Annotated in this window: 14 protein-coding genes and 1 pseudogene; 9 read left to right on the top strand and 6 right to left on the bottom strand. The window is 67.1% G+C overall.

The window, feature by feature from the left end; genetic code table 11:
- Nucleotides 1-27 precede the first annotated feature (27 nt).
- Nucleotides 28-234, top strand: coding sequence for a DUF2196 domain-containing protein (locus tag NDO75_RS12790; RefSeq protein WP_310906733.1), 207 nt, complete (start codon nt 28-30; stop codon nt 232-234).
- Between the two features lie 146 nt (nt 235-380).
- Nucleotides 381-554: a hypothetical protein gene (locus NDO75_RS12785; RefSeq protein WP_310906732.1), complete on the top strand. Its 174-nt coding sequence runs from the start codon at nt 381-383 to the stop codon at nt 552-554.
- Nucleotides 555-630: 76 nt separating this feature from the next.
- Here NDO75_RS12785 and NDO75_RS12780 read toward each other — a convergent pair whose 3' ends face one another.
- Nucleotides 631-1287, bottom strand: a complete 657-nt coding sequence (locus tag NDO75_RS12780) for an ERCC4 domain-containing protein (RefSeq protein WP_310906730.1) — start codon at nt 1285-1287, stop codon at nt 631-633.
- 146 nt (nt 1288-1433) lie between these two features.
- On the opposite strand from NDO75_RS12780, the gene NDO75_RS12775 reads away from it, so the two are divergent.
- From NDO75_RS12775 to gdhB, 3 genes are all read left to right on the top strand, one after another.
- Entirely contained in the window at nt 1434-4385 is a 2952-nt protein-coding gene (locus tag NDO75_RS12775) for a bacterio-opsin activator domain-containing protein (RefSeq protein WP_310906729.1), read from the top strand.
- A 114-nt stretch (nt 4386-4499) separates the two neighbouring features.
- The gene (locus NDO75_RS12770; protein WP_310906728.1) at nt 4500-4640 is read left to right on the top strand and encodes a rubrerythrin-like domain-containing protein; all 141 of its coding nucleotides are present in this window, start codon (nt 4500-4502) and stop codon (nt 4638-4640) included.
- Nucleotides 4641-4642: 2 nt separating this feature from the next.
- Nucleotides 4643-5965, top strand: coding sequence for a glutamate dehydrogenase GdhB (gdhB, locus tag NDO75_RS12765; protein ID WP_310906727.1), 1323 nt, complete (start codon nt 4643-4645; stop codon nt 5963-5965).
- Nucleotides 5966-6038: 73 nt separating this feature from the next.
- On the opposite strand, the gene NDO75_RS12760 is transcribed toward gdhB, so the two are convergent.
- Complete coding sequence (locus NDO75_RS12760) at nt 6039-6668, bottom strand: phosphoribosyltransferase family protein (protein WP_310906726.1); 630 nt, start codon at nt 6666-6668, stop codon at nt 6039-6041.
- A gap of 150 nt (nt 6669-6818) precedes the next feature.
- Between NDO75_RS12760 and NDO75_RS12755 the strand changes: the two genes are divergently transcribed.
- Nucleotides 6819-7595 carry an NAD(P)H-hydrate dehydratase gene (locus NDO75_RS12755; protein ID WP_310906725.1) on the top strand — a complete coding sequence of 259 codons (777 nt, stop codon included), beginning with the start codon at nt 6819-6821 and terminating at the stop codon, nt 7593-7595.
- 29 nt (nt 7596-7624) lie between these two features.
- On the opposite strand, the gene NDO75_RS12750 is transcribed toward NDO75_RS12755, so the two are convergent.
- From NDO75_RS12750 to NDO75_RS12740, 3 genes and pseudogenes are all read right to left on the bottom strand, one after another.
- Entirely contained in the window at nt 7625-8065 is a 441-nt protein-coding gene (locus NDO75_RS12750) for a universal stress protein (protein WP_310906724.1), read from the bottom strand.
- An 87-nt stretch (nt 8066-8152) separates the two neighbouring features.
- A complete protein-coding gene (locus NDO75_RS12745; protein WP_310906723.1) occupies nt 8153-8815 on the bottom strand; it encodes a class I SAM-dependent methyltransferase in 663 nt (220 codons plus the stop codon).
- A 201-nt stretch (nt 8816-9016) separates the two neighbouring features.
- A pseudogene (locus NDO75_RS12740) lies at nt 9017-9079 on the bottom strand (IS6 family transposase); the annotation flags it as partial.
- 99 nt (nt 9080-9178) lie between these two features.
- Between NDO75_RS12740 and NDO75_RS12735 the strand changes: the two are divergent.
- The gene (locus NDO75_RS12735) at nt 9179-10246 is read left to right on the top strand and encodes an alanine--glyoxylate aminotransferase family protein (protein ID WP_310906722.1); all 1068 of its coding nucleotides are present in this window, start codon (nt 9179-9181) and stop codon (nt 10244-10246) included.
- 291 nt (nt 10247-10537) lie between these two features.
- Nucleotides 10538-12373: a carbon starvation CstA family protein gene (locus NDO75_RS12730; protein ID WP_310906721.1), complete on the top strand. Its 1836-nt coding sequence runs from the start codon at nt 10538-10540 to the stop codon at nt 12371-12373.
- Between the two features lie 50 nt (nt 12374-12423).
- Here NDO75_RS12730 and NDO75_RS12725 read toward each other — a convergent pair whose 3' ends face one another.
- The gene (locus tag NDO75_RS12725) at nt 12424-13032 is read right to left on the bottom strand and encodes a hypothetical protein (protein WP_310906720.1); all 609 of its coding nucleotides are present in this window, start codon (nt 13030-13032) and stop codon (nt 12424-12426) included.
- A 210-nt stretch (nt 13033-13242) separates the two neighbouring features.
- On the opposite strand from NDO75_RS12725, the gene NDO75_RS12720 reads away from it, so the two are divergent.
- Nucleotides 13243-13470 (top strand): hypothetical protein, encoded by a 228-nt coding sequence (locus NDO75_RS12720; protein WP_310906719.1) that lies wholly within the window; start codon nt 13243-13245, stop codon nt 13468-13470.
- Nucleotides 13471-13486: the final 16 nt, after the last annotated feature.

Here is a 13486-nt window from a genome sequence, read left to right as displayed (position 1 = left end):
TTCGACACACTGCATGCACCTCTACCCATGTCCAACGAGCGACCGACAGCCGGGGAACTGCGACAGGGGATGACCGTCGAGATCGTGCAAGACGACGCGGACCCGCAGTCCGAGGACACGGAGCCGCTCATCGGCGAGATCGGGACGATCTACGGTGACGAACCCGAAGGGCCACACGTCAAATTGAAAAGCGGCGTCGTCGGCCACGTCCGATCGGTCGTAACCGACGAGTAACGTCTGTAGCCGCCAGTTCCGTCTTTCAACCATAGTCGGGCATTATTTTTTAATTTTAAGGGGAAACCCGCACTACCATCCAACTCCCAACTAGCTATCGAAGATATTCCGGAACATTCATGTCCAATGTACGGAGATGTATGAGTATGGCTCCGGAAGCGACGCCGATCGGGCAGCAGGAGGGAGCGTCGAGCGAAGTGGTGGCGGCGACCGACGAGATCGACGGCCGATCACACCTCGTCATCGCCGACATCGCTCGAGACGGCGCCTGGCTCGCCGTCCCCGAGTCGGCGGCCGTGACGGTAGCGGAGTGCCGGTAAGCCGCTCTGAGTGCGATTTTTCTCGACGAACGCTGCCCCGTCTAACAGCAGGTGTCTCGAAACACTGCGTGACGCGTCAGGTCCCATCGTCTCGAAACGCCGCGTAGATCGTTTCGGCCCGCGTCGGTCCGATTCCGTCGATCGCCGTCAGATCCCCAGTGTCCGCCTCGAGCAGGGCTTCGACGGTCGGATAGCGATCGTACAGCGTCGCGGCGAGTTCGGGACCGATTCCGTCGATACAGCCGTAGATTCGCTTGGTTGTCGGCTCGCGTCGACTCGGCACCGAACCGACTGGTAGCTGGCGGCTCGTCGGGTCCTCGGCGTGTTTCCGACCGAGTCTGATCGCGAAGTCGACCAGCTGTCGGCGGTCCGTACACGGAATGACTGGCACCCCGTGACGAGCGGTGATCGAGGCCATCGACCCCCGAATCGACGCCGGCGGGACGCCCGTCCGAAGCGACTCGAGGCCGGCGAAGTCGTCCTCGAGCAGGACGTACGAGTGGTCGTAGGCGTCGGCCATCCGCTCGACCTGGTCGGCGAGATCCGAGCCGGATCGGCCGACGGCGCTCGAGACGTAATCGCGGAGCGTCTTCCGCTCGAAGCCGATCGAATCGATCGCGACGTCACCGGTCGCCAGCCGCTCGACGGCGACCGCAGTCACGTCGGGGTGGTCCCGAACGGCCTCGACGAAGCCGGCCGGCTCCCGATCGTCCACGGTGACGGTAACGCGCATACCCTCCGTAGGGACTCGAGCGACGAACGGCTGTCGGTCAGTGGGCGTCGATCGGTGCGAGGGTTCGTTGGCCGAGGGTCCGCCAGCGGGATCGACGCGGGTATCGAGCGATGCTTTCTATCGGTAGCGGATCGTAGCGGGAACGAATGTCTTCTACACGGACGCTCGACGACGCCCGACTCCTCGTCGTCGCGCCCCCCGAGGGGGACGCCGGAACGCTGGCGAGCGCGCTCGAGGACGGAGCGCTCGCCGTGACCGCGGTGTCGACCGCGGCCGCAGCCCTCGAGTCTCTGGCGTCTCGCTCGTTCGACTGTCTGCTGACCGTTCAGTCGTTCCCGGATTCGGGGACCACCGGGCTCGACCTCCTCGAGTCTGCGCGTGAGCGCGACCCCGACCTCCCGGTCGTGCTCGCGCCGGCCGACGGCGACGAATCGCTGGCGAGCGCGGCGATAGCCGCCGGCGTGTCGGCGTACGTCCCGCTCGATGGCAGCGACGACGGTTCCATCGAAGACTGCCGAGCGGCGATCGATCGCGCGCTCTCGACGGAGCGGACGCGACGCGACCGTCGGGAACGCGCCCGCCAGTTCGACGCGATCTTCGAGGACCCGGACACGTACTCGTGGATCCTCGAGCCGAACGGGGCCGTTCGACGGGCCAACGAGTCCGCGCTCGCGGCCATCGACGCGACCGCGAGCGACGTTCGGGGCCGGCCCTTCCACGACCTCCCCTGGTGGCGGGGGATCGGCGACGGTCCCGCGCCGATCCGCGAGGCGATCGACCGGGCGGCGGGCGGCGAGATCGCACACCGGGAACTGACCCGGATCCGCGCCGACGGCGGGAGCGCGACCGAAACCGACGACATGGACGGCGATCGCACACTCGAGCTGACCGTTCGGCCGGTCCGCGACGAGGACGGCGCGGTCACCTCGCTGCTCGCGCGGGCGACGGACGTCACCGAACGCGCCCGCCTCGAGCGGGAGTTACGCGAATCCGAGGAACTTCACCGGGTAACGCTCAACAACATGACAGACACCGTCCTCATCGCCGACGACGACGGCGAGTTCACCTACGTCTGTCCGAACGTTCACTTCATCTTCGGCTACACGGACGACGAGATCCACGACATGGGGACGATCGACGAACTGCTCGGGCCGGAGCTCTTCGACCGCGACGAACTCGAGGAGGCCGGCGTGCTGACGAACATCGAGTGCACCGCGACCGACCGGGCGGGCCGCGAGCACACGCTGCTGGTCAACGTCCGCGAGGTCTCGATCCAGGGCGGGACGACCCTCTACAGCTGTCGCGACATCACGAAGCGAAAGCGACGCGAGGAGGCGCTGACGGCGCTTCACCGGACCGCCCGCCAGCTCCTGTACGCCGAGACCGACCGCGAGATCGCCGACATCGTCGTCGAAGACGCGACGGACGTGCTGGATCTGGCGGCCAGCGCGGCCTACCTGTTCGACACGGACGACAACGTGTTACGGCCCGCAGCGTCCTCGCCGGGGATGGAGCAGTTACACGGCCCCGTCCGCGACCACCGAGCGACGGTCGACAGCGTTCCCGGTCGGGTCTTCGTCGACGGCGAGAGCCGGTTCTTCGCCGACGTCCGCGACTCGCCGGCGCTCTCGAACCCCGGGACCGACCTGCGGAGCGCGGCGTACGTCCCCCTCGGAGACCACGGCGTCTTCGTCGCCGGCTCGACGGAGCCGGACGCGTTCGACGACGTCTCCCGCGAGCTGACCGACCTGCTGGCGGCGACCGCCGAAGCGGCGCTCGACCGGGTCGAACGGGAGCGGACGCTGCGCGAACGCGACCGCGAACTCGAGCAGCGGAACCGACAGCTCACCCGTCTCAACGGGATCAACGAGATCATCCGGGAGCTCGATCAGGCGCTGGTCGGGGCCGAAACCCGCGAGGAGATCGAGCGCGCCGTCTGCGAGCGGCTCACGACCGCCGACCGGTTTTCCTTCGCCTGGATCGGCCAGCCCGACGCGAGCGGCGATCGCCTCGAGTCGCGCGCCCACGGCGGGGCGAGCGAAGGACGGGAGTACCTCGATAGCGTGTCGCTCTCGCTCGCGGAGGCGAGCGAACCCGCGGTCAGGACCGCGGTCGGCCGCGAAGAGACCGTCGTTCCGAACGTCGCCGACGGACTGCGCGACGAGCCGTGGCGGTCGGCGGCGCTCGCCCGCGAGTACCAGTCCGCCGTGAGCGTCCCGCTGTCCTACGACGAGTTCGCCTACGGCGTGCTGACGGTCTACGCGGACCGGCCGGACGCGTTCGACGACATGATCTGTGCCGTCCTCGCGGAACTGGGCGAGACCATCGCCTCCGCGATCGCCGCGGTCGAGCGCAAACGTGCGCTGCTCTCGGACGCGAGCACGCGCCTCGAGTTCGAGGTCGCCGACGACGCGTTCGTCTTCTCGCGGCTCGCCCGCCGGGCCGACTGCCGGCTCTCGTTCGACGGCGGCATCCGCCACCGCGAGGACGGCGCGTCGGTGATCGCGACCGTCGAAGGGGCGTCGCCCGACGCCGTCGTCGCCGCGGCCGGGGAACTCGTCGCCGTCGAAGGGGCACAGGTCGTCAGCACCGACGAACGCGGCGACGGCGACAACGGTGACGTCAACGGCGCTGCCGGCGGGGCGGTCCTTCTCCACCTCTCGCGGCCCGTCTTCGCCCTGCAGCTCGCGGACCACGGCGTCGTCGTCCGCAGCGTCGACGCGACCCCCTCGAGCGCTCGGCTCGTCGTCGACGTCCCCCGATCCGTCGACGCGCGGGAGAGCGCCGACGTCGTCTCGAAGGTGTTCTCGTCGGTCGAGCTCAAATCGAAGCGGACCGTCGAGCGGACGACGCCGCGAGACCTCCGATCGGAACTGCGCGAGCGGCTCACCGACCGCCAGCTCGAGGTCGTCCGGTTCGCCTACTACGGCGGTTACTTCGAATCGCCGCGCGAGCAGTCCGGCGAGGCGGTCGCCGAGACGCTCGAGATTTCGCCGGCAGCGTTCTACCGACACATCCGGACCGTTCAGCGGAAACTGTTCGAGGTCGTCTTCGACGAAGTCGGTTTTCCGGCAAGCCCTGCGGGAAGGGTTGAATAGTGAACGCCGAGCAAGCGCCGGCGCTAGCTATCTGACGAATACGTTCATCCTAATATCCCTATTATTCCTAGGTGCGACGAACGCCGCGACGCAGCTTCGATCGTCGTCTCTACCATGAAAGACATCCAACTCGATCCCGAGGCCGAATCGACTTACGAGTGCTTCGACTGTGGAACCGTCGTCCGAGCGTCCGCACCGAACGCCTGCCCCGAATGCGGCGCAGAGATGCGCAATCGACACACACCGATCGAGTGAGCATGGCGTCTCATCAGCGTTCTCCGCCGGCAAGTGACGAAGCGACCGCTACGTCGACTGACCACGAGAGCGCGCTCGAGACCGCGCGCCGACAGCTCGACCGCGCCGCCGCGGGGCTCGATATCGACGACGCCGTCCTCGAGCGCCTGGAACACCCCGCGGCGGTCCACGAGGTGACGGTGCCCCTCGAGCGCGACGACGGCTCCGTCGAGGTCTTCACCGGCTACCGCGCCCAGCACGACAGCGTCCGCGGCCCCTACAAGGGCGGCCTCCGCTACCATCCCGACGTGACTCGCGACGAGTGCGTCGGGCTCTCGATGTGGATGACCTGGAAGTGCGCCGTGATGGACCTCCCCTTCGGCGGTGCGAAGGGCGGGATCGTCGTCGATCCGAAAGAGCTGAGCGCCGACGAGAAAGAGCGGCTCACGCGCCGGTTCGCACAGGAGATCCGCGACGTGATCGGCCCGAACGCGGACATCCCGGCCCCGGACATGGGAACGGACCCCCAGACGATGGCCTGGTTCATGGACGCCTACAGCATGCAAGAAGGCGAGACGATTCCCGGCGTCGTCACCGGGAAGCCGCCCGGCATCGGCGGCTCCTACGGCCGCGAGGAAGCGCCGGGACGGAGCGTCGCCATCGTCACCCGGGAGACCTGCGAGTACTACGGCTACCCGCTCTCCGAGACCACCGTCGCCGTGCAGGGCTTTGGCAGCGTCGGCGCGAACGCCGCCCGCCTGCTCGAGGAGTGGGGCGCGACCGTCGTCGCCGTCTCGGACGTCAACGGCGCGGTCTACGATCCGGACGGGATCGACGTCGGCGCGATTCCGTCCCACGACGAGGAGCCCGAAGCGGTCACCCGGTTCGCCGCCGGCATCGACGAGGACGACGGCGTCCGCCGGATCTCCAACGAGGAGCTCCTCGAGCTCGACGTCGACGTGTTGATTCCGGCGGCCGTCGGCAACGTCATCACGGCGGACAACGCCGACGCCATCGCTGCCGACATCGTCGTCGAGGGCGCGAACGGCCCGACCACGTTCGCCGCAGACGCTATCTTGGAGGAACGGGGAATCCGCGTAATCCCGGATATCCTCGCGAACGCGGGCGGCGTCACCGTCTCCTACTTCGAGTGGCTCCAGGACATCAACCGCCGCGCGTGGAGCCTCGAGCGCGTCAACGAGGAGCTCGAGTCGGAGATGGTGACGGCCTGGACCGCCCTGAGAGACGAGGTCGAACGACGGGATATCTCCTGGCGCGATGCCGCCTACGTGGTCGCGCTCGAGCGCATCGCCGACGCCCAGGAGATGCGCGGGCTCTGGCCCTGATCGGCGGTCTTCGCCGGCCCTCCTACGGTTCGCGCTGGCGGTTTTCCACCCTTCTGCGACCCACCGTCGGCGCTTACGATCCCCGATCGAGGTATTCGATCGCCTCCGCGTCGGTCACCTGCCCGAAGTCCCGGTAGTACTGGCCCACGGCGCGAAAGTTCGCCGGCGTCTGCAGGGCGATCACCGCGTCGGCCTCCCGCTCGAGGTCGTCGACGGCCCGCGGCGAGCCGACGGGGACGGCCAGCGCGACCCAGTCAGCGCCGGTCCCCTGTATCTGCCGGAGACAAGCGGTCGCAGTCGCACCGGTCGCGACCCCGTCGTCGGCGACCACGACGCGTTTCCCTCGCAGGTCCGGTAGCCCCTCGGTCTCGCGGTAACGGTCGGCCTTCTCGCGGGCGTTTTCAGCCTCCTCGGCTCGAATCTCATCGATGTAGTCGTCGGACGCGCCAACCCGGTCGATCAGGTCGTCGTTGTACCAGACGCTCCCGTCGCTGGCGACTGCACCCAGCGCGACCTCCGGATTCTTCGGTGCGCCCATCTTGCGCGCGACGACCACGTCGAGGTCGGCGTCGAGCGCGTCCGCGACCGGTCTGGCGACCGGCAGCGCACCGCGCGGGATGCCGAGGACGACATCGGCCCGCACGTCGCGGCGCTCGAGTTCCGCTGCGAGCTGCTCGCCAGCGTCGGTTCGATCGTCGAACATGGCCTTGCGGAGGAGTACGAGGGCGGAGTACTATGCGTTTACGTCGCATACGCCGGGGCCGCCCGCTGCCGTCGGATCGGCAGTCGAGGCGGCTGGCAGACCGGAACACGCCTGCCGAACGCCTACCGACGGCCGCTCGGGAAACGTAGTATGGGGCGACTCCAGGAAACGCTCTCGAACGTCGGCGAGGAGTCGGACACGGACAACGGTCGCGTCGCGATCGTCGGTGGCAGCGTCGCGTATCCGAACCAGCCCGCGCTCGTCGGTCGGGCGGCGCTACGAACCGGTTCCGATCACGTCCGGGCGTTCGTCGCCGAGCCGACCTACGAGATCGTCGCGGGTCAGTCGCCGAACCTGCTCGTCGATCGGTACGCGGGCGATCAGTTCGAGGACGGCGCGGTCGACCGAGCCCTCGAGGTGGCCGACTGGGCCGACGCGTTCGTCATCGGCCCCGGGCTCGTCGACGCCGAACCCGCGGCGGTTCGCGAAACCGTCCGCGGCGTCGACGTGCCGACGGTCGTCGACGCGCTCGCGATCGAACCCGCCCTCGAGAGCGACCTCTCGAACGCGATCCTGACGCCCAGCGATACCGAGGCCGATCCGATCAGCGAGACCTACGGCTCGCTCGAGGCGTTCTCCGAGGAGACGGGGGCGGTCGTGACGCGGACCGGCGACGTGGACGAAATCGTCGCCGGCGGCGAGCGGATCGCGAACGAGACTGGCACCTCCGCGATGACCGTCGCCGGAACCGGTGACACGCTGGCCGGCATCGTCGCCTCGCTGCTGGGGCAGGGTATGGACCGGCGCGACGCCGCCGAACTCGGCGCGTGGATCCTCGGCAAGAGCGGCGAGCTCGCGACGGCAGCGTACGGTCCGGGCGTCGTCGCGACGGACGTCATCGAACGGATTCCGGATACGATCCGCTGACTGGACCGTCCCACCCGCTCTCTCCCAGACTACCGATCCGGCTGTTCGTGAACGACGACGACCGTCATCGGCGCGCGACGAACGACGGCCTCGGAGACGCTCCCGAGCAGGACGCGGTCGACGCCGTGTCGACCGTGGCTCCCGACGACGATCTGGTCGAACCCGTTCTCGGTGGCGTAGTCGACGATCTCTCGGGCCGGCTTTCCCGATACGATCTCCGTCTCGAGCTCGCGACCCCCGTCGGCGGCCGCCTCGACGGCCTCCTCGAGGAGGTTCCGACCGCGTTCCTGCGCCTGCTCGTAGCCGGGCAGTTCTGCGTCCGAGGCGGCAAACGACGACCAGTACCCCTCCGGAAGCCGAATGACGTGCAACGCCGTGATCGCCGACTCCGGAACCTCCTCGAGCGCGTATGCAAGCGCCGCCTCGGACTGCGGCGAGCCGTCGACGGCGACTAACGTCTTCCGTGGCATGCACTCCGATACCACGGAACCGGGTTTAACGACTGTCTCACGTTCCCGTGTCAGTCCGCTTCGGGCGAACGTTCGGCCGACCTTTGGTCAGTCGCGCCGTCGCCGGAGTCGACCGCGGACGATCGGCGTCGCAGGGAAGAGGCCGAGCCGCAGCCGTTCGATCTCGAGGATGTCGAACGCGTCGTGCGCGACGAACCGCTCGACCGTCTCGCGGTTCAACTGACAGCCGGCGGCCGCGCGTTCCCAGACGGGATTCAGCCGATCCTGCGTCCGCGCCCGCCGGCCGTCGTTGCGGACGTGCTCTAGGAAGCGCAGTTCGCCGCCCGGCCCCAGGACGCGAGCGACCTCGTCGAGGGCGGCGTCGGGGTCGCCGATCGTACAGAAGACGAGACTCGAGAGCACGGCATCGAAGGCGTCGTCGGCGTACGGCAGCGACTCCGCGCGATCGTCGCGGAGGCGTACCTGCATGGACGACCGATCGGCCGTCGCCGCCGCTCGGCGAAGCATGTTCGGATCCGGCTCGATCGCGTGGTACTCGAGGTCGTCACCGCCGGCGTCGGCGACGTACGGTATCATCGCACCCGTCCCCGCACCGAGATCGAGGACGCGCCCCGAGAGGTCAGCCGCGAGGTACTCGCGGTGCGGGCCAATCAGGAACCGATCCGGCATGAAGCGGTCGTAGAGCGCCGCAAACACCGGGTGGTCGATCCGCCGCTCCCCCATCGTGCGCCGCAGCGTACAGTCTGCCATGGCGTTCTCGGTCCAACCGACGACGACCGGACTGATACTCGTTTTCCACGGACGGTGGCGTCCGTGGGCCGCAGTGCGTCAATCGCGGTATTCTTCCACCTCTACGACTCGTTTCGTCTCTTCGTGCGTGAGATCGCATGCAGTGACCGCACCAGTCACTCGACGGTCAGACGCCAGCGGAGGTGCTAAACTAAACGGTGCCCGCTCCACAAAACTCAAATCGATCCAGTCGCTACACCCGCTGAGACGGTCGATTTTTGGCATAGGCACCACAAAATCGTGCCGCCTCACTTTTCACGCTTAACGGAACAGCGCCACCGGAGGAATCCCACCCCTTTAGGGGAGGGAGGATGTCAAACGCGTATGACCGACGACAGACTGCGCATGACCCCCGGCCCGACCGAGGTCCCGGCGGCCGTCCGCCAGCGGATGGCCGAACCGACGCCGAACCCGGACGTCGAACCCGAGTTTTTCGAGTTCTACCGCGACCTGACCGCGAAACTCGAGTCGATCTACGGCGACGACGACATCGTGATCCTCGGCGGCGAGGGGATTCTCGGCCTCGAGGCCGCCGTCGCGTCGCTGGTCGAACCCGGCGATCGGGTGCTCTGCGTCGCGAACGGGCTCTACGGGGAGGGGTTCTCCGACTTCGTCGAGATGGCCGGCGGCGAGGCAGTGGTCTGTGATACGCCGTGGCGCGACTCGCTCGACCCCGAGACGATCGAGTCCCATCTCGCGAACGGCGAGTTCGACGTCGCGACGATGGTCCACTGCGAGACGCCGACCGGCGTGTTGAACGACCTCGAGCCGGTGCTCGAACTGTGCGACGACCACGACGTGCTCACCATCGTCGATGCGGTTTCCTCGCTCGGCGGGGCGCCGGTGCCGACCGAGCGGATCGATATCTGCCTCGGGGCCTCCCAGAAGTGTTTCAGCGCGCCGCCGGGACTGACCGTCTGCTCGGTTAGCGACCGGGCCTGGGAGCAGATCGAATCGTTCGAAACGCCGTCGCTGTACACCGACCTCGAGCCGTGGCGCGACGCCGCCGACGAGGAGTGGTTCCCCTACACGCACCTCTCGACGAACCTCTACGGACTCGACGCGGCGATCGACCTGCTGCTCGAGGAGGGTCTCGAGGCCGTCTTCGCGCGCCACGAGGAAGCCGCGGCGCGCTGCCGCGATCGGGCGGCCGACCTCCGAGTGGCGCTCTATCCCGACGGCGCGACCGCCTCGCCGACGGTGACCGCGCTCGAGGTCGAGAGGAGCGCCACGGAACTCCAGCGCGAACTGGCCGAGGAGCACGATATCGTTCTCGCGACCGGGCTCGGCGACCTCGAGGACGACGTGCTCCGGGTCGGCCACATGGGCCACAACGCGCGCGTCGACCGCGTCGAGCGAACGATGGACGCGTTAGAGGGCGTTCTCGAGTAATTCGAGGTCGTCGATCGGTATTTCACCGACTGCCGGGGCGTATTCACTTCGTCGTGATACGACGACACCGTCCGCTGGGACGTCTCCGGAGGCCGGTTCCGAGACTGGGACTGTCTACACCCTGTCAAACTAGCCTACCGGAACCGTAATAGGATATTACCGATTGGAACGGTATTTCAACTTAACTCAGTATTCCACAGACATGTTGCGTTAAAAAATGCGTCCGGTCAACACAAAAATTATAAATAACAATTAAGGTTTACGCTCACCCTTGGTCCGTGTGGGGTTACCATGACACAGGTCATATGGATCATCGCGGCAGTACTGGTCACGTTTACCGCTGGCTACGTGGGGTATTCGAGATACCTGACGCAGTTCGTCGAACTCGACGAAGAGGCGGAGACGCCGGCACATAAGTACGAGGACGGACAGGAGTACGTACCATCGAAGAAACCGGTGTTGTTGGGCCACCACTACTCGAGCATCGCGGGTGGTGCGCCCATCGTCGGCCCGATCACGGCCGGGGCGATCTGGGGCTGGGTACCGGCCCTGTTGTGGATCGCCATCGGGAACCCGCTGATGGGCGCCGTCCACGACTTCGTCTCGCTGTCGGGCAGTCTCCGCCACGAGGGGAAGTCGATCGGCTACATCATCGGCGAGTACGTCGGTGAGAGCGGGAAGAACATGTTGCTGTGGTTCGCGTTCCTGACGATCATCCTCGTCGTGGCGGTGTTCGCGCTCGTCGTGGGGATCGTCTTCAACGCGTATCCGCAGGTGGTGACGGCGTCGTTCATCTACATCGCGCTGGCGCTGGCGTTCGGCGTCTACCTGTACCAGTTCAACGGCCCGTTCGTCCCCGGGACGATCGTCTTCGTCGCGGGCGTGTTCGCCGCCGTCTGGGTCGGGATTCAGTTCCCGGTCGCGCTGTTCGCCGGTGATTATCCGGCCGGAACGATCGTCCTGCTCGGCGGCGACGGTAGCTGGGTGCCCGGCGCAGGTGCGCTGGGCGGAAACATCGCGGGCTGGATTCCGATCGTGATGGTCTACGCTGGAATTGCGAGCGCACTTCCGGTGTGGGTGTTGCTCCAGCCGCGCGATTATCTGTCGTCGTTCCTGCTGTACGCGGGCGTCGGCGGGGCGATCGTCGCCATCATCGTTGGCACGCTTCTCGGAACGTCGTCCGAGCCGCTCGTCATCGACAGCTCGATCGGTGCGTTCGAAGGCTTCTGGGGCGTCGAGGCGGCCGGCTACGCGCCGCTGTTCCCGCTGCTGTTCATCACCATCGCTTGCGGAACGATCAGCGGATTCCACTCGCTGGTCTCCTCCGGGACGACCGCGAAACAGCTCGATAACGAGACCGACGCCCGCCTGATCGGCTACGGCGGCATGCTCGGCGAAGGGCTGCTCGCCGCAGTCGCCCTCTCGACACTCGCGGTGTGGGGCTTCACCGATGCCGGCGGCATCGGTCAGGCGCTTCCGAACTTCGCGTCCGGCGGCGGGCTCATTCTCACGAGCCTCGGTATTCCAGAGACGGTCGGCGCCGTGTTCATGGCGCTCGTCCTCGTGAGCTTCCTGCTCACGTCGACCGACACGGCCGTTCGACTCGGCCGGTACATGATGGAGGAGATCGTCGGTACGCCCGCAGGGCGGACCGATACGGGGCTGAACGCCGATCCCGCGTCGATCGCACGCGGACGGTACACGAACCCGCTCGTGCAGATCATCCCGGCGTACCTGCTCGTCGTCTCCGGCCAGTGGGTCGTCCTCTGGCAGCTGTTCGGCGGCGCGAACCAGCTGCTCGCCGCGCTCGCCTTGCTGACCGCGACCGTCTGGCTGGCCAACTGGGACGACAACAAGCAGCTCATCTCGACCGGCGTTCCGATGGCGATCATGGTCACGATCACCGTCCTCGGGCTGCTGATCCTGGTGTTCTACGAGAACCTCTACCTGAACCTGCTTCAGGGCGGGGCGGGGTCCCTCGAGGGCCAGCTCTCGGCGGGCGTCCAGATGATCCTCGGGCTCGTCCTCATCGGCCTGGCACTCGCGCTCGTCAGGCTCGGGTACCGGAACATCAGTCGTGTCCGTCGTGAACCCAGCACACCTGCGGCCGAACCGGGCGACGACTGACACACCGCGTCGCGTATTTTTATCGGCCGAACTACGACGGTTAGGGCCGGCTATCGCCAGAAGCGCTTCGCGAGCCGCGAAAAGAACCCCTCGTCGGGCGTGGTCACGTTCTCCCAGAGGGTGAACGCCTCGACGGCATCGGCGGCCTCGCTGGCGACGTGGTCTTCGGTGTCGGGAACGACGACGATCAGGTTGACCTCGTAGTGGCCGTGGTAGCCGAACTTCAGGAGCGTCCGGTCACGGAAGCCCGAGACGAACTCCCGAACGTCCTCGGGCAGCTCCTCGGCGACGAGGACGAACGTGAAGTCAGTCCCGAAGTGTTCTTCGTCCGCGATAACGTGTTCGTCCGCGAGCTCGTGCCCGAGGTCGACGAGCCGCTCGAGTTCCGCCACGGTCGGCCGGGAGTCACGCCGGGCGAGGAGATACTCCTCGGCCTCGTGATCGGCGTAGGAAAGCGCCGGATGGAAGAACTGCTTCTGGCTGAGCACCCGCATCTCCCCGTAGAGGTCCCACCGCTCGCCGCCGACGCGGCGATCCTTCTCGAGGTCGTAGTTGTACATCAGCCGGTCGGAGACGCGATCGAAATACTCGTCGTCCCAGTCGGGGACCGCCTCGCGGATCTCGGCCGGCAACTCCGCGGGCGCTGCTTTCTCGCTCATCGTGCTGTGAGGTTCGATGCCGTCCCGTCGTGCTCCCGCGCCGATCCGATTTCGTTCGGTCCCATGACCTGTTCACTCATACCACTGGTTGCCGTCGGCCTATCAAATATCCGTCGGTGGACGTGGGTCCCCCTCGAACTGGCGTCGCGCGTCTCGAGTCGGTCGATAGCTTTTAGCCGTCGAAACCGTACTAGCGTGCAAGAGCCTCACATGGGTGGAAAACAGACCGAATCCTGCGGCCGGTGCTCGATGTCGACCGTCGTCGACGTCGCCTCGTCCGGCGACGATGACAACGGCGAAGAGCGCCGCGATCCGTTCGACGAGGGCGCGATCGAAATCGACGACGAGACGCTCCGACGCGTTTCGCCGGCCGCCTGGGCCGGCCACGTGACCGACCGGATCGACGATCTCGGTCGCCGCCTCATCTACGGACGGTAGTCCGGGGCCCTCGAGC

This window comes from Natrinema sp. 1APR25-10V2, from assembly GCF_031626495.1.
Lineage (GTDB): Archaea > Halobacteriota > Halobacteria > Halobacteriales > Natrialbaceae > Natrinema.
The sequence above is the reverse complement of the archived record's forward strand: the minus strand, read 5'-3'. Positions and strand labels throughout refer to the sequence as shown.